This window comes from Hyphomicrobium zavarzinii ATCC 27496 (assembly GCF_000383415.1).
Taxonomy (GTDB): domain Bacteria; phylum Pseudomonadota; class Alphaproteobacteria; order Rhizobiales; family Hyphomicrobiaceae; genus Hyphomicrobium_C; species Hyphomicrobium_C zavarzinii.
This window is the reverse complement of record NZ_KB911257.1, coordinates 489,984-507,871: the sequence shown is the minus strand read 5'-3', so window position 1 is coordinate 507,871 and position 17,888 is coordinate 489,984. Positions and strand designations below refer to the sequence as shown.

At 65.6% G+C, this 17,888-nt stretch carries 16 protein-coding genes and 1 riboswitch; of the genes, 8 read left to right on the top strand and 8 right to left on the bottom strand.

Translation table 11 applies throughout. From position 1 onward, the window contains the following. Positions 1 to 60 precede the first annotated feature (60 nt). The 4 genes from F812_RS0110300 to argH form a co-directional block, all read right to left on the bottom strand. A complete protein-coding gene (locus F812_RS0110300; RefSeq protein WP_245257663.1) occupies positions 61 to 2,769 on the bottom strand; it encodes a TIGR02302 family protein in 2,709 nt (902 codons plus the stop codon). A gap of 166 nt (positions 2,770 to 2,935) precedes the next feature. Continuing rightward, positions 2,936 to 4,204 (bottom strand): diaminopimelate decarboxylase, encoded by a 1,269-nt coding sequence (gene lysA / locus F812_RS0110295; RefSeq protein ID WP_020085894.1) that lies wholly within the window; start codon positions 4,202 to 4,204, stop codon positions 2,936 to 2,938. A 92-nt stretch (positions 4,205 to 4,296) separates the two neighbouring features. Then, positions 4,297 to 4,497 carry an LPS translocon maturation chaperone LptM gene (lptM, locus tag F812_RS0110290; protein ID WP_040498192.1) on the bottom strand — a complete coding sequence of 67 codons (201 nt, stop codon included), beginning with the start codon at positions 4,495 to 4,497 and terminating at the stop codon, positions 4,297 to 4,299. Positions 4,498 to 4,560: 63 nt separating this feature from the next. Then, entirely contained in the window at positions 4,561 to 5,970 is a 1,410-nt protein-coding gene (gene argH, locus F812_RS0110285; RefSeq protein WP_020085892.1) for an argininosuccinate lyase, read from the bottom strand. Positions 5,971 to 6,011: 41 nt separating this feature from the next. On the opposite strand from argH, the gene F812_RS0110280 reads away from it, so the two are divergent. Beyond that, on the top strand, positions 6,012 to 6,656 hold the full coding sequence (locus tag F812_RS0110280) for a TlpA family protein disulfide reductase (protein ID WP_040498190.1): 645 nt from the start codon (positions 6,012 to 6,014) through the stop codon (positions 6,654 to 6,656). Between the two features lie 3 nt (positions 6,657 to 6,659). Here the strand turns inward: F812_RS0110280 and F812_RS0110275 are convergent, their stop codons facing one another. After that, entirely contained in the window at positions 6,660 to 7,151 is a 492-nt protein-coding gene (locus F812_RS0110275; protein ID WP_156827356.1) for a hypothetical protein, read from the bottom strand. A 187-nt stretch (positions 7,152 to 7,338) separates the two neighbouring features. Between F812_RS0110275 and dapD the strand changes: the two genes are divergently transcribed. The 3 genes from dapD to dapE all read left to right on the top strand — a co-directional run bounded on the left by dapD (position 7,339) and on the right by dapE (position 10,199). After that, a complete protein-coding gene (dapD, locus tag F812_RS0110270; protein ID WP_020085889.1) occupies positions 7,339 to 8,217 on the top strand; it encodes a 2,3,4,5-tetrahydropyridine-2,6-dicarboxylate N-succinyltransferase in 879 nt (292 codons plus the stop codon). Between the two features lie 75 nt (positions 8,218 to 8,292). Beyond that, positions 8,293 to 9,030, top strand: coding sequence for a hypothetical protein (locus tag F812_RS0110265; protein WP_020085888.1), 738 nt, complete (start codon positions 8,293 to 8,295; stop codon positions 9,028 to 9,030). Beyond that, positions 9,027 to 10,199 (top strand): succinyl-diaminopimelate desuccinylase, encoded by a 1,173-nt coding sequence (gene dapE / locus F812_RS0110260; RefSeq protein ID WP_020085887.1) that lies wholly within the window; start codon positions 9,027 to 9,029, stop codon positions 10,197 to 10,199. The genes F812_RS0110265 and dapE overlap by 4 nt, the downstream gene beginning before the upstream one ends. Positions 10,200 to 10,354: 155 nt before the next feature. Here dapE and F812_RS0110255 read toward each other — a convergent pair whose 3' ends face one another. Then, positions 10,355 to 11,128 (bottom strand): SDR family oxidoreductase, encoded by a 774-nt coding sequence (locus F812_RS0110255; protein ID WP_020085886.1) that lies wholly within the window; start codon positions 11,126 to 11,128, stop codon positions 10,355 to 10,357. Between the two features lie 157 nt (positions 11,129 to 11,285). Here F812_RS0110255 and F812_RS0110250 point away from each other — a divergent pair, with 157 nt between their 5' ends. Beyond that, entirely contained in the window at positions 11,286 to 11,633 is a 348-nt protein-coding gene (locus tag F812_RS0110250; protein ID WP_040498101.1) for an ArsR/SmtB family transcription factor, read from the top strand. 981 nt (positions 11,634 to 12,614) lie between these two features. Here the strand turns inward: F812_RS0110250 and F812_RS0110245 are convergent. Next, positions 12,615 to 13,751: a 2'-deoxycytidine 5'-triphosphate deaminase gene (locus F812_RS0110245; protein WP_020085884.1), complete on the bottom strand. Its 1,137-nt coding sequence runs from the start codon at positions 13,749 to 13,751 to the stop codon at positions 12,615 to 12,617. 103 nt (positions 13,752 to 13,854) lie between these two features. Beyond that, a riboswitch (SAM riboswitch) is annotated at positions 13,855 to 13,933 on the top strand. 149 nt (positions 13,934 to 14,082) lie between these two features. Here F812_RS0110245 and F812_RS0110240 point away from each other — a divergent pair. The 3 genes from F812_RS0110240 to argE all read left to right on the top strand — a co-directional run bounded on the left by F812_RS0110240 (position 14,083) and on the right by argE (position 17,060). Continuing rightward, positions 14,083 to 15,300 (top strand): O-succinylhomoserine sulfhydrylase, encoded by a 1,218-nt coding sequence (locus F812_RS0110240; protein ID WP_020085883.1) that lies wholly within the window; start codon positions 14,083 to 14,085, stop codon positions 15,298 to 15,300. A gap of 136 nt (positions 15,301 to 15,436) precedes the next feature. Next, positions 15,437 to 15,844, top strand: a complete 408-nt coding sequence (apaG, locus tag F812_RS0110235) for a Co2+/Mg2+ efflux protein ApaG (protein ID WP_020665374.1) — start codon at positions 15,437 to 15,439, stop codon at positions 15,842 to 15,844. Between the two features lie 49 nt (positions 15,845 to 15,893). Beyond that, positions 15,894 to 17,060, top strand: a complete 1,167-nt coding sequence (gene argE, locus F812_RS0110230) for an acetylornithine deacetylase (RefSeq protein ID WP_020085881.1) — start codon at positions 15,894 to 15,896, stop codon at positions 17,058 to 17,060. Between the two features lie 77 nt (positions 17,061 to 17,137). Here the strand turns inward: argE and F812_RS25440 are convergent, their stop codons facing one another. Continuing rightward, positions 17,138 to 17,866 (bottom strand): hypothetical protein, encoded by a 729-nt coding sequence (locus F812_RS25440; protein WP_156827355.1) that lies wholly within the window; start codon positions 17,864 to 17,866, stop codon positions 17,138 to 17,140. Between the last annotated feature and the right edge of the window lie 22 nt (positions 17,867 to 17,888).

The window sequence follows — 17,888 nt, the reverse complement described above, 5'->3', positions numbered from 1 at the left end:
AAAGCATCCGCACCGCACACCATCCGAAAATCATGAGACGAGCTTGAGAGGCGCACCGCGTCAGAAGCGGCGAAGCAGGCGCTCCAGGTAATCCAGCTCCACGGGCGCGCGCGTGGCATCGCCGAGACGGCGGCGCAGCTCCTCGAGAATCTCACGCGCCCGCTGGATGTCGATCTGATCCGGCACCTTCACCGAGGTGCCGAGATCCGGCCCCTGCGATCGTTGCGGACGGCCCAGCGGATCACGCGGCGTATCGCCGGACTGGCCATAGCGCTGAGGCATGTTGCGCATCATCTCCTGCGCCATCGACTGCGCACCCTGGCGCATCTGATCGAGCGCGCGTGACTGCTGCTCGGTCGCCTCGTCGAGATCGCCGCGCTGGAGAGCATCCTCCGCGCTTTCCATCGCACGCTCTGCGTCCTTGAGCTGCTGGCTCGACCCGGCGCCCTTCCCACGCATATCCCGCTGCAACTGACCGAGGCGATCCCTCAGCTCGCGCTGCCGCTGCGTCAGATCGGAGAGGCCGCCCTGGCGCGGATTGCCCTGCCCGAGCTGGTTGCCCTGACCCTGCTGCGCTTGTCCGCCCGGCTGCTCGCCACCGCGCTGACCGCGGCCGCGCTGCGGCTCACCCGCCATGCCCGGCGGCGCCCCGGCTCCGCCTTCGCGGCCCTCCTGGCCCATGCCCTTCATGCCGGGAGGCGGTTGCTGCTGGCCGTTGCGTCCGCCCTCCTGGTTGCCGTCTTCCTCGCGGCGCTCGCCGAAGGTGTCATCCATCAGCTTCTGCTGGTCGCCGACCATGTCGCCCAGCTCTTCCATCATTTTCATCATCTCTTGGTTCTTCTGCGCCTGGGCCTGGTCCTGCCGGCCCGATTGCAGACGTTCCATGAGATCCTGCATCTCCGAGAGAAGCTGCTGCGCCTGCTCGCGCGAGCCGCTCTTTGCCATCTCCTCGAGATTGCGCATCATCCGCTCGAGATCCTGCTGGGCGAGCGTCTGCTGATCCTGGTTCTGCCCTTCCTGCTGCTGCCCGCCCTCGTTCTGCTGCGCAAGCTGGTTCATGAAATCGTTGAGCGCCTGCCGCAGCTCCTGCATGAGCTGCTTGATCTCTTCCTCCGATGCGCCGTTCTCCAGAGCCTTGGCCAGCTTGTCCTGCGCGTCCTTGAGCGCACGCTCCGCATCCGACAGGTTGCCGTCCTCGATACGGAGCGCGATCTGCCAGAGCTGATCGATCACGCTCGAAAGGCCGGCGCGCGAGCGATCGTTCTTGAGGCGGTGGAATACCGTCCTGAGACCGAGATAGACCTTGGTGTCGTCGATGAAGCCATCGGGCTCGAGCGTCAGCGCATCGAGCGCGGTCAGCACCACCGGACGATAGCGGCTATCCTCCAGCAGCTTCTTGCGCTGCTCGACGATGGCGCGCGCGAGCGGCTTGGTGAAGTGGCGCTCCGGAAGGATCATCTCGAAGCCCGGGCTCTTGCCCACCTGCCCCGCCACGTCCTTGGCTTCGAGCGTCATGATCACCTTGCGTCCTGCCCAGGGGTGCGACGCCATCTCGAAATAGGTGTGCGCTTCCGCTGACGTCGCGTTCGCTTTCGGCAGACGCAGTTCGAGCTTCGGCGGACGCATGAGCGGTGGACGCGGCCCGCGCGGCGCTTCCGGCTGCGCCCAGGCCCGCTTCGGATCGCGCGGCGGATCGGCGAGCTTCTTGAGCTGCACGCCGGCCGACGCCACGCCGTAGTCGTCTTCCACCTTGTAGGTGAGCTTGAGCGAGCCGCGCGGCGTCAGCTCCGGCGGACGCGACAGCGAGATCTTTGGCAAAGCATCGGGCGTGACCGAGATCTGCCACGATGCTAGCTCGCTGCGTCCGGCAAGCGCGCGAACGGTGGCGGAACGCTTCATCTCGAAGCGCACCTCCTTGAGATCGCCCGTATCCTGCTCCGACTTCGCTTCCACGCGCTCGACCAAGGGCTTCTCGCCCTCGGCCACCGTCGGCACGACTTCAATGGACAGCGGAGCATCACCCATGCCACCGGCACGAACGATCAGAAGGCTCTTTATGGGAACCTCGTGCACCGCAGGCCGCGCATCTCCCTCGGCAGCCGCCGGCTGCGCCTTCGCGCCCCCGGCTCCGTCCGCCAGCATGACGGGAGCACGGCCGGTGTATGACGGCGGCGTGAGCCATGCATCGAGGCGCGCTTCCGTATGCGCGGACGCGGCGCCGAACGTGAACGCCGCCCGCACCCGCTCGAACGCAGTCGGTCCCATGAGCCCGGTTAGCCCGGCGACGCCGAGCACCAAAGCGGCGCGGACGGCGAAGGGATCGAACCGGTCTGTTCTCGGATGGGGCTTGCCGGGCTTGAGCTTGGCAAGCATCGCCGCCATGCGCGCGCGATGCGCCTGCCAGATGGCAAGCGTCGCCGGGTCGGACGACGGCGCGCTGAGTGTATCTTCATAGGAGGTCGCCGGCCTGTGCGGCACGCCGGACGCGCGCTCGATCCGCCTTATCGCGTCGTCGCGCGTCGGCCACGTCACCCGCGCGAGCGATGCCAGCGCCACGAGCAGTGCCACGCCGAACGCGCCGAGCAGGCCCGCGTGAACGACAGGCGGCAGATAGGCCCAGAGGCCCGCGTAGGACACCAGCAGAAAGACCGCGACGACGGCGAGCACGAGCCAAAGCTTGAGCCAGAGCTGCTCGAACGCGCCCACGACGCGGGCACGCCAGATCTTACGCTCGAACACGCGATCGGATGTTCGGGAACTCTGGTCCATCTCCATGGCCCGAAACCTAGCACGGCCCCCAGGGCGCCTTCATTAAAAAGCGCTAACGTTCGAGGCCCCGTCCTTGGATTGCAGGGGGCCAATGAACGCCGTGAGCACCGAGCCGCGACAACGGACAAGCTGCCCCGCCTGCCATACCCGCAGCCAAGATCCGGCCTTACGCCAGCCAGGGCGGCAGCCGGTCGAGGCCGATCAGCTCATCGTAGGACGGACGGGGCCGCACCACGGCATAGGTCTCGCCGTTGACGAGCACCTCCGGCACGAGGAGGCGCGTATTGTAGGTCGACGACATCACCGCCCCGTAGGCGCCCGCGGTCATCACCGCCAGGAGATCGTTGGGCTCGAACGGCGGCAGAGTTCGGTCGATCGCCAGATAGTCGCCCGTCTCGCACACCGGCCCCACGATGTCCTGCAGCACGGACGGCTCGGACGCACGCGCCTCCGCAACCGGCCACACCTCGTGAAAGGCCTCGTACAGAGTGGGGCGGATCAGGTCGTTCATCGCGCCGTCAACGATGGTGAAGCGCTTGTTCGCTCCCTCTTTCACGTAGGTCACGCGCGCAACGAGAACCCCTGCATTGCCGACGATCATGCGGCCGGGCTCGAGGTAGATCTTCGCACCGAGATCACCGAGCGAAGCCTTGACCAGCGCGGCGTACTCGTCCGGATGCGGCGGCACCTCGTTCGAGCCGCGGTAGGGAACGCCCAGGCCGCCGCCGATATCGAGATGATGAATGTCGTGCCCCTCGCGCCTGAGCTCCAGCGTGAGGTCGCGCATCAGCCTGAAGGCATCGCGGAACGGCGCGAGATCGGTGATCTGGCTGCCGATGTGCATATGAATTCCCTGCACGGCGAGCGCAGGCAGCCGCCGCGCTTCCGCATAGAGCGCCACAGCCTTGAGATAGGGGATGCCGAACTTGTTCTCGGACTTGCCGGTCGAGATCTTGGCATGGGTTTTCGCGTCCACGTCCGGATTGACCCGGATCGCCACCCGCGCCTTGACACCGAGGCCCGCCGCCACCTCCGACAGCGCCTCGAGTTCGGGCTCGCTCTCCACGTTGAAGCTGAAAATGCCCTCGCGAAGCGCGTAGGCCATTTCATCCCGGGTCTTGCCGACGCCCGCGAAGATGATCTTGTCGGCCGGAACGCCCGCAGCCCGCGCGCGCCTCAGCTCGCCTTCCGAGACGACATCCATCCCCGCGCCCAGACGCGCCATCGTAGCGAGCACCGCCTGGTTGGAGTTCGCCTTCACGGCGAAGCAGATCACCGCGTCCTGGCCTGCAAAGGCTTGATCCAGCACACGATAGTGCCGCTCGAGCGTGGCGGTCGAATAGCAGTAGAACGGCGTCCCGACCTCCGATGCGAGCCGGGCGAGGCTGACGTCCTCGGCGTGAAGCACGCCGCCTTTGTAGCTGAAATGATGCATGGGAGTGGAAGCGGTCCGATCGATTTGTGACCGCACCTATAGCGGGAGCCGGGGTTCCCGGAAAAGCGGAAACGGAAAGACCGGGAAGCGGCTTAGCGCAGGAGGCCGTCGAGGATGAAGCCCTTGTGGGGCTTGGGAGCCGCGCCTTCGGGCTTGCCCTGGCCCGATTGGGCCTCGGCGGTAGCGTCGGCTTTGGCTTCCGCCGGCGTTTCCAGGGATCCGCGCACACCGCACCCACCGAGCGCGAGCGCCAGTGCGGACACGGTCAGAAGTGCGCGAAACCAACTCGTCATCTCGATCAAGCCCTCGAAGCCCGCCGGAATTCTGGAAACCCTAAAACGGAACTGGGGCGGAGTTTAGCGCCCCCCGCCGTCCTTTTCCAAGCGCCGCGCCCAGGCTCGCGCCATTTTCGCGACGTTCTGTGGCGAAGTTCCCCCATAGCTCTTGCGGGACTTTACGGAATTCTCCACGGAAAGAACAGAGTAAACGCCGTTCGATATCCGCGGCTCGATGGCCTGCATCACGGCCAGCGGCACGTTTTCGAGCTCGAGCCCCTTGTCCTCGGCAGCCTTCACGATGGCCCCCGTGACGTGATGGGCATCGCGGAACGGCATCTTGAGCTCCCGCACCAGCCAGTCGGCGAGATCGGTGGCCGTGGAGTAGCCGCGCCCGGCCGCCGCGCGCATGGTCTCCTCGACAGGCTCCAGGTCTCCCACCATGCCGGTCATGGCCAGAAGGGCGAGACGCAGCGAGGCGATGGCGTCGAACGTCGCCTCCTTGTCCTCCTGCATGTCCTTGGAATACGCCAGCGGAAGTCCCTTCATCACCGTCAGCAGGCTGTAGAACGCCCCCGAGATGCGTCCCACCTTGGCGCGTACCAGCTCCGCCGCGTCCGGATTGCGCTTCTGCGGCATGATGGAGGACCCGGTCGTGAAGCGATCCGACAGCTTGATGAACCCGAACTGCGGGGTCATCCAAATCACGATCTCCTCGGCGAGCCGCGAGAGATGAACCGCCGCGATCGAGGACGCCGCGAGAACTTCGAGCGCGAAATCCCGGTCCGACACGCCATCGAGCGAGTTCGCCATCGGCCGGTCGAAGCCCAGCTCCTCGGCTGTCTTGGCCCGATCGATCGGGAACGACGTGCCGGCGAGCGCCGCCGACCCGAGCGGGCACTCGTTGAGCCGCCGCCGCGCATCCACGAACCGGCTGCGGTCGCGCCCGAGCATTTCGACATAGGCGAGCAGATGATGGCCGAACGTCACCGGCTGCGCGGGCTGGAGATGCGTGAACCCCGGCATCACGGTTGCCGCGTGCGCTTCCGCCTTCTTCACCAGCACGAGCTGGAGATCGGCGATGGCCCGTATGATTGCGTCGGCAGAATCCCGGATGAACAGACGGAAGTCGGTCGCCACCTGGTCGTTGCGCGAGCGCGCCGTGTGCAACCGCCCGGCGGGCGCACCAATCAGTTCCTTCAGCCGGCTCTCCACGTTCATATGAACGTCCTCGAGCGAGCGCGAGAACTTGAACGTGCCACCTTCGATCTCAGCCGCCACCTGATCGAGCCCGCGCAGGATCTCGCGCGCATCGCTCTTGGTGATGATGCCGGTTTCGCCTAGCATCGCCGCGTGCGCCTTCGAGCCGCGGATATCCTGCGGCGCCAAAACCTTGTCGAAGGAGATGGAGGCATTTATCTCCTCCATGATCTCGGCAGGCGAGGCAGCGAAGCGGCCGCCCCACATCTTGTTGGCGTTTTTATCTGTCACGGAACGGGCCCTCCGTGAGACCCACTTCGATGGAAGCAATCATGAACAACGGCACCACCTCCCGCGCACCTCAAAAAAGCTACGCAGCAGTGGTGGCCATGGCCGCAGTTGCGGCTCTTGTCGGCTTTGCGGCGGTATACGGCACGCTTGGCCGGCCTGACAACATCGGCTTGGGCGATTACGAGGAGCAATCGGGAGAAAAGGCCGCGACCGATGTGCAGAAGCGCGCTGCCGGGATGCCCGCCTTCGTCTTCAAGAAGACGCTCGAGCCGCTGGCGGACGTGAGCTTCACGGACGGCGACGGCAACCCCAAGACCCTCAAGGACTTCCGTGGAAAGACGGTTCTCCTGAACCTCTGGGCGACGTGGTGTGCGCCGTGCCGCGAGGAAATGCCCTCCCTCGACCGCCTTCAGACCGCCTTGGGCTCCGGCACCTTCGAGGTGGTTGCACTCGCCGTGGACCGCACCGGCGTGCAGTCCGTCAAGAAATTTCTCGACGAGACAGGGGTTAAGTCTCTGAAGCTCTATATAGATACGACGACGCGTAGCGGATCGGCACTAAAAGCGATCGGCATGCCGACGACCATCCTGATCGATCCGGAAGGGCGCGAGATCGGCCGCCTCCCGGGCCCGGCCGAATGGGATTCGGCCGACGCCAAACGACTGGTCGAATCCGCCTTGCGCTAGGCCTTAGACGAGACGCAGCGTCATCGATGCCAGAGCCCCGATGACGCAAACAGTCGCCATCACCCCGGTGAAGCGAGGCCACCCAGCGAAGGAAATCTTGCGGGACTTCGGAGCCGACAACTCGGAGAGCTTGCGGTCGATGGCCGCCAGCGTCTTGTAGGTGAGACCGTGGTAGTCGGCGCGCGGACCTTCGATGGCCTCGATCCTCCCGCGCAGCTCCTTGGCCAGCCGGATCGTCTCATCCAGCTTATAATCTCTTGAATTTCTGAGGCTTTCTGCGAGCGCCTGGAACCGGCCAGCCTGCTGGGTATGCTCCACCAGCTCCGCCACCTTGGCGTTCAGCGCTTCTTCGCGCCGCTCGAGCCGCTCGATCTTCGCCGTCAGCCTGTCGATGATGACCGCCGTCTCGGCAATGTAGCTGTCCCGTGCGATCCACGGACCTGCCGTCACAACGCCGCCCGGGCCTCTCGCACCGAGCTCTTGGGTTCCAAGCACGCGAACCTCCCGCCTACGCATTACAAAATCCGACACAGGTGCCCGGCGCGCCGCGTGTCCTGAGCCTGCGAGCACAGCCGTTCCCTAAAAATAGAGCAATGGCGTTAACGCCGAGTTTGCCGAGACACTGTCCGCTCGGGAAAAACCCGAAATTCCTCCAGCATTGACAGACCCCGGCAGAGCCCGCATGAACGCCCCCAAGACGATTAAGAATGGGGCAGAGACGAGCATGAGCGACCTTCAGAAGACGATCGAGACGGCCTGGGAGACGCGCGATAGCGTGAACTCCGCAACCAAGGGCGCCGTGCGCGATGCCGTCGAATCCGCGCTCGCGCTGCTCGACAAGGGCGAGGCCCGCGTCGCCGAGAAGAAGGGCGGCGAATGGGTCGTCAACCAGTGGCTCAAGAAGGCGGTTCTCCTGTCCTTCCGCCTGAACGACATGGGCCTCATCGCCGGCGGCCCCGCAGGCTCCTCCTACTGGGACAAGGTGGCCCCGAAGTTCCAGGGCTGGACCGAAGAGGACTTCAAGAAGGGCGGCTTCCGCGTCCTGCCCGGCGCCTTCGTGCGCCGCTCGGCCTACATCGCTCCCGGCGTCGTGCTGCTCCCCTCCTTCGTCAACCTCGGTGCCTACGTCGACAGCGGCACCATGGTGGACACCTGGGCGACCGTGGGCTCGTGTGCCCAGATCGGCAAGAACTGCCACATCTCGGGCGGCGCCGGCATCGGCGGCGTGCTGGAGCCGCTCCAGGCCGGCCCCGTGATCATCGAGGACAACTGCTTCATCGGCGCGCGTGCCGAGGTTGCTGAAGGCGTCATCGTGGGCGAGGGCTCGGTGCTCTCCATGGGCGTCTACCTCGGCGCCTCCACCACCATCATCGACCGCGCGACGGGCGAGAAGTTCTTCGGCCGCGTCCCGCCTTACTCTGTGGTCGTGTCCGGCGCGATGCCCGGCAAGCCGCTCCCCTCCGGCGAGCCCGGCCCGAACCTCTACTGCGCCGTCATCGTCAAGCGCGTGGATGAGAAAACCCGCTCGAAGACCTCCATCAACGAGCTGCTGCGCGACTGAGCCGGTCACGGCTCGGGATACACGGCCGGCGGCCTGTGCTAGGTAGGAAACACCTTTCGAAACGCCGTCCGGCCGATGTACCGCTCTCTCGATTCCACCAAGATCATCGATACGCTCCTCACGCTCCAGAAGCGTATCGAGCAGCGCTTCCCGGGCTCGGGCCTCAGCCGCGTCTGTAGCGAGGTCGTGGGCCTGGCCCAGCAGACCTCGGAACGGATCGTCGCCGTCTCGCAGCCGATCTGGGGGCTCCGCCTTTCGCTGCTCGCGCTGCTCGCAATTGTGCTCGCCCTCGCCGCACTCTTCGCCATCGAGGCTTCTGCGCTCAAGACCTCCGATGACCTCTCGGAAATGATGCAGGGCGTCGATGCGGGCGTGAACCTCGTCATCGTGCTCGGCGGCGCGGCCTATTTTCTCGCTTCCCTCGAAACGCGGTGGAAACGCGACCGCGCGCTTAAGGCGCTGCACGAGCTGCGGTCGATCATCCACGTCATCGACATGCACCAGTTGACGAAGGACCCGAGCATGCTCGGCCACCTCCGCACGGCGAGCTCGCCGGACCGGCCCATGACGCCATTTGAGCTGATCCGCTACCTCGACTACTGCTCCGAAATGCTGTCGCTCACCGCGAAATGCGCCGCCCTCTACGCGGAGAAGCTCAGCGACCCGGTCGTGGTCGAGACCGTGGGCGACATCGAGCTTCTGACCTCGGACCTGTCGAACAAGATCTGGCAGAAGATCACGATCATAGAAACGCTGCCCGGCGACCACGCTCCTCATCCGCCCGCGCGCACACAGAAGCCGAGCCCGACATGAGCCTCGATCCCAGAGATCCGATCGCGCTGACGCAGGCGCTCGTCCGCTGCGAGAGCGTCACGCCCGCCGAAGGCGGCGCCCTCACCCTGCTCGAAAGCGTGCTGCGCCCTGCGGGCTTCACTTGCCACCGCATGACCTTCAGCGAGCCCGGCACGCCGGACGTCGAAAACCTCTACGCGCGTTTCGGAACCGCCGAGCCCCACATCTGCTTCGCGGGCCACACCGACGTCGTCCCGCCGGGCAATCTCGAAGCCTGGAGCGTTCCGCCGTTCGCGGGCGAGATCAAGGACGGGATCCTCTACGGGCGCGGCACGGTGGACATGAAGGGCGGTGTCGCCTGCTTCGCCGCCGCCGCGTTGCGGCACCTCGCGGCCAGCGGCGGAAAGATCGGCGGCTCGATCTCCTTCCTCATCACCGGCGACGAGGAAGGCCCTTCCATCAACGGCACCATGAAGGTGCTGGAGTGGCTGCGCGAGCGCGGCGAAGTGGTGAGCGACTGCATCGTCGGAGAGCCCTCGAACCCCGAAGCGCTCGGCGACGAGATCAAGGTCGGACGTCGCGGATCGCTTACCGTCGAGATCGTCGTGCACGGCAAGCAAGGTCATGCCGCCTATCCGCAGAAAGCCGAGAACCCGCTGCCCAAGCTCGTTCGCATTCTCGACCGGCTCTCGTCCGCCGAGATCGACGGCGGCACGCGCCACTTCGAGCCCTCGAACCTTCAGGCAACCGTCATCTCGGTGCCGAACCGCGCCGCCAATGTCATCCCGGCCGAGGCCCGCGCCACCTTCAACATTCGCTACAACGACACTTGGCGCCGGCCCACCATCGAAGCGTGGGTGCGCGATCAGTGCGCGGCAGCGGCGGCGACAGTCGACGCCCGCTACGACCTCGCGTTCGCCGGAACGGGAGACGTGTTCCTGACAAGCCCCGGCGTGCTCGTCGACACGCTCTCAGCGGCGGTCCAGGCGGAGACCGGACGCACGCCCGCGCTCACCACCGGCGGCGGCACGTCTGACGCCCGCTTCATCAAGGACCTCTGCCCCGTGGTGGAGTTCGGCCTCGTCAATAAGACGATCCACGCCGTCGACGAGCACGTGCCCGTCTCCGACCTCGTGACGCTCACCGCCATCTACGAGCGCTTCCTCGCGCGCTATTTCGCGGGCTCATGAAAGAAAAATGCCCCGGCTCAGGTGAGGGAGTGCAGGGGTTTGCGCGTGCCTCTGGGGGAGGCCAGGGATAGCCCGCACGCGCGTTCACTCCATCACCCGGTCGTTGCGGAGGAAGGATCCGCCGACTGCCGGGGCAAGCTCGATGTCCGTCTACGTCAGATGGTCAGCGCCGCGCCGCCGGAGACATAGACGGTCTGTCCCGTGACCCAGCGCGCATCGAGGCTCGCGAGGAAGCCGACGGCATCCGCGATATCCTCCGGCTGGCCGATCCGCTTCAGCGCCTGCTGGCTCTTGAGATGCTCCGCGATGGCCGGGTCCTTGACGAGTGCGGCCGCCATGTCCGTGTCGATCGCACCGGGCGCCACCGCGTTGACCGTGATCGACCGCGCGCCGAGCACCACGGCCAGCGACTGCGTGAGGTTGTTGATCACCGCCTTGAGCGCCGAATAGGCGATAAGGTCCGGAGAGGGCGTGCGCGCGACGACGCTCGACACGTTGACGACACGCCCGCCGTCCCGCAGCCGCTTCGACGCCTCCTGCGCCACGAAGAACACAGACTTGACGTTCACCGCGTAGATCTCGTCGAGGATCGCCTCGGTGGTGTCCGCGAAGTTTGCGAACGGCGCGATGCCCGCATTGTTGACCAGGATGTCGAACTGGCTCGCCCCGGTCCGCGCCTTGAGTTCGTCGTCGAGCGCCGCGAACAGGGTCTTCACGCCATCCTTGGCGGCCAGGTCCGCCCCGACTGCGAACGCCGTGCCGCCCTGAGCCGTGATGGACGAGACCGTTTCGACAGCGGCCTGCCGGTTCTTGCCGTAGTGGACCGCGACCAGCGCGCCATCAGCGGCCAAACGCTCCGCGACGGCTCTGCCAATGCCGCGGCTGCCGCCCGTAACCAGAGCGATTTTGCCTTCAAGGGGACGTACCATGGAAATTTCTCCATAAATTTCATATGCATAGTCAGAAACCTTGGTAGCGCCGACCACCACCTTGGCCCCGGCTGCACCCAGACATATGAACGGCAATCCCGTAGTTCAAGATTATCGAACTATTGAATTTTAAGAATCTTGGGCCATATCTGAAGGCGTGCAGAGACCGTTCCTACATCCCCCGGCTGAAGCCATCCGCTTGGAAAGCGTGCTCTACGCGCTCGCCGATCCGGTCCGGCTCGAGATCGTGCGCCGCCTGGTGACGGGCGATTGCCCGCTCAACTGCTCGACGGCCGCACCTGCGCACCTGCCGAAGTCGACGCAGTCGCATCACTTTCAGATTTTGCGGGAAGCGGGCCTGATCCAGTCCGAGCGCCGCGGCACCGAGGTCGTGAACAGCCTGCGTCTCGACGAGATCGAGGCGAAGTTTCCGGGCGTAGTCGCCGCTATCCTCAAGGCCGCGAAACCCCTCAAATGCCCGGACGCCGAAAAGAGCGGCAGCTAGAGCCAAGCCCGGCCACGGAGGTAATGGGTGGGCACCGGACACACGGCCGGAAAACGTCCCCCTGTGTGAAACGCTCCTGGCCCCCGATCTTCATCGGGGTGACGGGGAGTCTGGGCTGCCGGGTCCCACAAAACAAACGTCATCCCGGCGAAGGCCGGGATCCAGACACGCCGCCGATTGCATGAAGGCCGCCCAACGGCACGGAGGCGGCATTCTCCAAACACACCCATGACCGCCCTCATAGCGGAGCGATGCTTCGCATCGACAGGCGGTCATCCAGGGCCGCTTGTCCGAACGGAAGAATGCCTCGCCCCTGGATGGCCGGGTCAAGCCCGGCCATGGAGGTGATGGAGGGCACCGGACACCGGCCCGAGCGTCCCCTGTGTGAACGCGTCTGGACCCCGATCTCCATCGGGGTGACGGTGAGTCTGGGCTGCCGGGTCCCACAAAACAAACGTCATCCCGGCGAAGGCCGGGATCCAGACACACCGCCGATTGACCGCCGATTGCATGAAGGCCGCCCAACGGCACGGAGGCGGCATTCTCCAAACACACCCATGACCGCCCTCATCGCGGAGCGATGCTTCGCATCGACAGGCGGTCATCCAGGGCCGCTTGTCCGAACGGAAGAATGCCTGACCCCTGAATGGCCGAGCCAAGCCCGGCCATAGAGGTGATGGGTGGGCACCGGACACCGGCCCGAGCGTCCCCTGTGTGAAACGCGTCTGGACCCCGATCTCCATCGGGGTGACGGTGAGTTTGGGCTGCCGGGTTCCCACAAAACAAACGTCATCCCGGCGGAGGCCGGGATCCAGACACCGTGGAGAAAAGCGCATCTCTTCCACGAACGTATCCCGGCATCATAACAGAGCGATGCTCCGCGTCGGGGAGACGTCGTGCTCCGCCCGGACGACGGCCGGGATCCAGCCGCATCTCCGCATCGCCTCCGAACCGGAGACGCGGGTGCGAACGCAATGCACTCTACTTGAAATGCTTGGAGAGCTTCAGCCCCTGCGCCTGGTAGTGGCTCCCCAGATCGCGGCCGTAGAGCGTTTCCGGAAGCGCCATCATCCGCTCGTAGACGAGCCGCCCGATGATCTGCCCGTCCTCCAGAATGAACGGCACCGTATGCGAGCGCACTTCCAGCACCACGCGCGAGCCGCTGCCGCCCGCCGCCGAATGGCCGAAGCCCGGGTCCATGAAGCCCGCATAGTGCACGCGGAACTCGCCGACCAGCGGATTGAACGGCATCATCTCGGCCGCGTGGGTGGGAGGAATGTGCACGGCCTCCTTCGAAGCCAGAATGTAGAACTGGTCCGGATCGAGGATCAGGCGGCGCTGACTGTCGGCGCGCACCGGCTCCCAATAATCCGCGATCGCGCAGGCCCCAGGCGCGTCCACATCCACCACGCCCGTATGCCGCTTGGCCCGGTAGCCGACGAGCCCGTCGCGGTCGCCCGCAAGATCCACCGAGAGCGCGATGCCGTCGTGAATGTCGGCGCGCGCGCCTGAGACCAGCGTCTCCGCCGCGTGCAGCCGCTGAAGCCCTTCGTCCGTCTCGCGCGGATCGCCATGACGGAAGCGAAGCTGCGTGAGCTTCGAGCCCTTGCGCACCACAATAGGAAACGTCTGCGGACAGATCTCGGCGTAGAGCGGCCCCTTGTATCCCGCCGGAATGAGGTCGAACGCGGAGACCCCATCCGCGATCACGCGCGTGAACACGTCGAGGCGGCCCGTCGAGCTTTTCGGATTGGCAGAAGCGGCAATGCTCTCCGGCAACGCGAGACTTTCGAGCAGCGGCACCACATAGACGCACCCCGTCTCGAGCACCGCGCCATTCTCGATGTCGAACTCGTGCAGCTTGAGATCGGAAAGCTTGTCCGCGACCACCCCGCCCGGCCCCGGCAGGAAGCTCGCCCGCACGCGATAGGCGCGCGGCCCGAGCCGCAGGTCCACGCTGGCGGGCTGAATCTGGCCGGTCTCGAACGGCTGCGCCGCCGTGAGACCGCCCGCCGAGATCAGCGCCCGGATGGTCTGCACCGGAAAGATGCCGTCGGACACGGCCGCCCCAAGCGGAAAATCCGGCTCCGGCTCGGCGATTTTCGGATCTTGCGGCATCGGGTTAACTCCTGTCCCTGCACGCTCTAGACGAAGCGCCCCTTGACGCCAAGAGCCCGGAGGGTCTAATCCCGCTCAAATCCGCCCGCCAAGCCTGTGCTTACGGGCGGATCGTGGTGATTTGGCCGGCCGGCTTGCAGCCACGTTAAACAACTCGCTAAAGAGGGCCCATGCGCGAGACCCGGCTTGAGGTCCGCCCTGGCTCATGGCAGCGGGGAGGATAGCCGGGTTTTTTCATGGCCGTGATCGTGCCGGGCCAATCGGATCGGCGCGCCGTCATCGGCCTCCAATCGAGCGGGTGCAACGCCCGCCGCGCGCGAAGGACACTCCCATGGCAAACAAGAAGACGCCGATCACCGCCGATCCCGAGAGCTGGAGCCCCGAAACGCAACTCGTTCACGGCGGCGTGCTCCGCTCGCAGTTCGGTGAAACGTCCGAAGCCCTCTTCCTCACGCAGGGCTTCGTCTATGCCTCTGCCGAGCAGGCCGAGGCCCGCTTCAAGAACGAAGACCCCGGCTTCCAGTATTCGCGCTTCGGCAACCCCACGGTCGCCATGTTCGAGGAGCGCATCCGCCTGCTCGAAGGCGCCGAGGTCGCCCGCGCCACCGCCACCGGCATGGCCGCCGTCACCGCGGGCCTGCTCTCGTTCCTCAAAGCCGGCGACCACGTGGTTGCCGCCCGCGCCATGTTCGGCTCCTGCCGCTACATCGTCGAGACCCTGTGCCCGCGCTTCGGCATCGCCGCGACCCTGATCGACGGACGCGACATCGAAGCCTGGAAGGCGGCGCTGCGCCCCAACACCAAGGCCTTCTTCTTCGAGACGCCCGCCAACCCCACGCTCGACCTCGTGGACATCGAGGCGGTCTCCACCATCGCCCGCAAGGCCGGGGTCACGACCGTGGTCGACAATGTCTTCGCCACCCCGATGCTGCAGCGCCCCCTCGCCCACGGTGCCGATGTCGTCGTCTACTCGGCGACCAAGCACATCGACGGGCAGGGCCGCTGCCTCGGCGGCGCGGTGCTCTGCTCGAACAAGTTCCTGACCGACCACCTGCAGGACTTCATCCGCCAGACCGGCCCGTCTTTGAGCCCCTTCAACGCCTGGGTGATGCTCAAGGGCCTGGAAACGCTCCCGTTGCGCGTCAAGGCGCAGAGCAGCTCGGCTGCCGTGATCGCCGATCAGCTCGCCGGAACGAAAGGCGTGAGCCGCGTGATCTACTGCGGCCGCGACGACCATCCCCAGGCCGCCCTCGCCAAGAAACAGATGACGGGCGGCGGACAGATGATCGCGTTCGAGGTGGAAGGCGGCAAGGAAGCCGCGTTCCGCCTTCAGAACGCACTGAAAATCATCAAAATTTCGAACAACCTGGGCGACGCCAAGAGCATCATCACCCACCCGCCGACCACCACCCACTACCGCATCGGCCCGGAGGCGCGTGCCGAACTCGGCATCACCGACGGCATGCTGCGTCTCTCGGTCGGCCTCGAGAACGAGCAGGATCTGCTGGCAGACCTCGATCAGGCCGTGAAAGCTGCACGCGGAGGCTGAGGGGGGCGTCAGACAAACAGGAACGCGGCACCGGCTCGATGACGCCGGCCGCGCTCCGGCGCGCGCGCCTAAACTCGTTGACGCAAACGCCGCCTGCCATGGTAAAGCTCAGCCAAACAAAAGGCGGACCCGTCTTGTGACCGATGAGACCCCATACGAGCAGGTGACGCACGGCATCCGCGTCCGCGTCACGCCCGAATATTCGGACGATCAGTCGACACCCGACGAGAGCTACTTCTTCTGGGTCTACACGATCGAGATCGCCAACGAGAGCGCACACACGGTGCAGCTCAAGAGCCGCATCTGGCGCATCACCGATGCGCGCGGCAAGACGGACGAGGTGCGCGGCCCCGGCGTCGTCGGGCAGACGCCCGTCATTCCGCCGGGCCAGTCCTTCACGTATTCCTCCGGCTGCCCGCTTTCGACGCCGTCCGGCATCATGGTCGGCAGCTACCAGATGACCGACGAAAACGGACGCCTGTTCGACGTGGCCATTCCCGCCTTTTCGCTCGACAGCCCCTACGCGACGCGCAGCGTCAACTGACCCTGCCCGTCCTCGCCACCCCGATAACACCGCAACCTGACGCTCCCCCATGCCAATCGCCGCGCCTCTTTCCTCCGCCATCGATCTCACCACGCGCCTCGTGGCTTTCGACACCACCAGCCACAAATCGAACCGCGCCCTGATCGCCTTCGTCGAGAGCTATCTCGCCGGGCACGGCGTCACCTCGCATCTGGTGCCGACCGAGGACGGCGAGAAAGCCTCCCTGTTCGCGACCGTCGGCCCCGAGGGTGTGGCTGGCATCGGCCTCTCGGGCCACACCGACGTGGTTCCCGCCGATCCCGCAGCCTGGACCAGCGATCCCTTCACCGTGCGCCAGGAGAACGGCCGGCTCTACGGGCGGGGCACCGCCGACATGAAAGGCTTCCTCGCCTGCGTGCTGGCGATGGTGCCGGACTTCAAGCGCCGCAAGCTGAAGGTGCCGCTCCACATCGTCTTTTCTTACGACGAGGAGGTGGGCTGCACCGGCGTCCGTCCGATGATCGCAGAGCTAGGGGATCGCCTCACGAAGCCGCGCGCCGTGATCGTGGGCGAGCCGACCTCAATGGATGTGGTCGATGGCCACAAAGGCCCCGTCCGCTGGGCCGTGGAGATCACCGGCCGCGCCGCGCACTCGAGCATGGCGCACCTCGGCGTCAACGCCATCTCCGTCGCGGGACGCCTCATCGGCGAGCTAGGTGCGATCGAGAAGGAGCTGATGGCGCTCCCGCCCGATACGCGTTACGTGCCGCCTTATCCCACCTTGCAGGTGACGGAGATCACAGGCGGCATCGCCTCGAACATCGTGCCCGCCACCTGCCGCTTCGGCTTCGAGGTGCGCGCCATGCCCGGCCTCGATGTCGATGGCATCGAGAAGCGTATCGTCGCGTTTGCCGAGAAGGAGTGCCTGCCGGAGATGCGCCGTCTCGCTCCGGAAGCCAACATCGTCATTCGCCAGTCGAACCGCGTTCCCCCCTTCGCCGCCGACACCGAGTCCGAGGTCGTCGCGCTCGCGCTCAAGCTTGCGGGACAGAACGAGACGCGCGCCGTCTCCTACGCCACAGAGGCGGGGCTGTTCCAGGGCGCCAAGGTTCCCTCCGTCGTCTGCGGCCCCGGCGACATCGCCCAGGCTCACACGGCCGACGAGTGGATCGCGATCTCCGAGATCGAGCGCTGCCTCGCCTTCCTCGACCGCCTGGCGGACTGGGCCGAAGGCTGACCCTCACGCTCGGAAGCAGGCATGAAAAAAGGCCGCTTTGGGGTGCGGCCAAGGGTAGTGTTGGTTCTAGGCAATGATCAGTGAAGAGTAGATCGGACGTCCGAACTCATGAGACAGAACGCTTTCGCGACTTCGTTGAACACCAGTTGCTGACGTAACATGGACTCGACGTGAGGAACCCGAAGCAGGTCCTCCATGAGGGCCATCTGCGCTTCGACGGTGGACGACACCGCGGAGAGGCCCAACGCACACCATTGCGTAACCCAGGACGGATGGGCATCGGGGCTTGCGGCCGGAATGGCCTCCGCGAGTGCCCCGGTGCCCAAAGCCGCCGGCCGGCGAACCGAAACCGGCGAATGCGAGGAGTGGGCTTCCAAAAGCTCGGCCGGGCGATGGACCACGGGAGATTCCCGTTCGCCGCCGTTCGAAGCGCCACCTTGAATGTCTGACAATTTGAGCTTGTCCCTGAGACGACGGATGGTCGAAGGATCGGAGACGCCGATAGCCTTGATAGCGGTCGTCGGCCTCAGATTCGGGTCCGCCTCCAGCAGCTCGACGATACGCCGAAGCTGGACACGGTCATCGAGGCCGCTGCCTCTTGGCCGGCCGCGACGGGCATAGTCGGAAGGCATGCGGGCGATCCATCCATCCACGATTCGATGGAGGGAATCTTGAAGAATTTCTCCCTGATTTGCCAAGGAGAAAATTAAGCAGAACCAATAAGAAGTCGTGTCGGGCTGATAATTGTTGCGAAAATGAATCCTCGACTTGTATGTCTGCGGAACAAACCGGGTAAGTCTCGGCACCGCGAAAACCCCCGGCACTCCG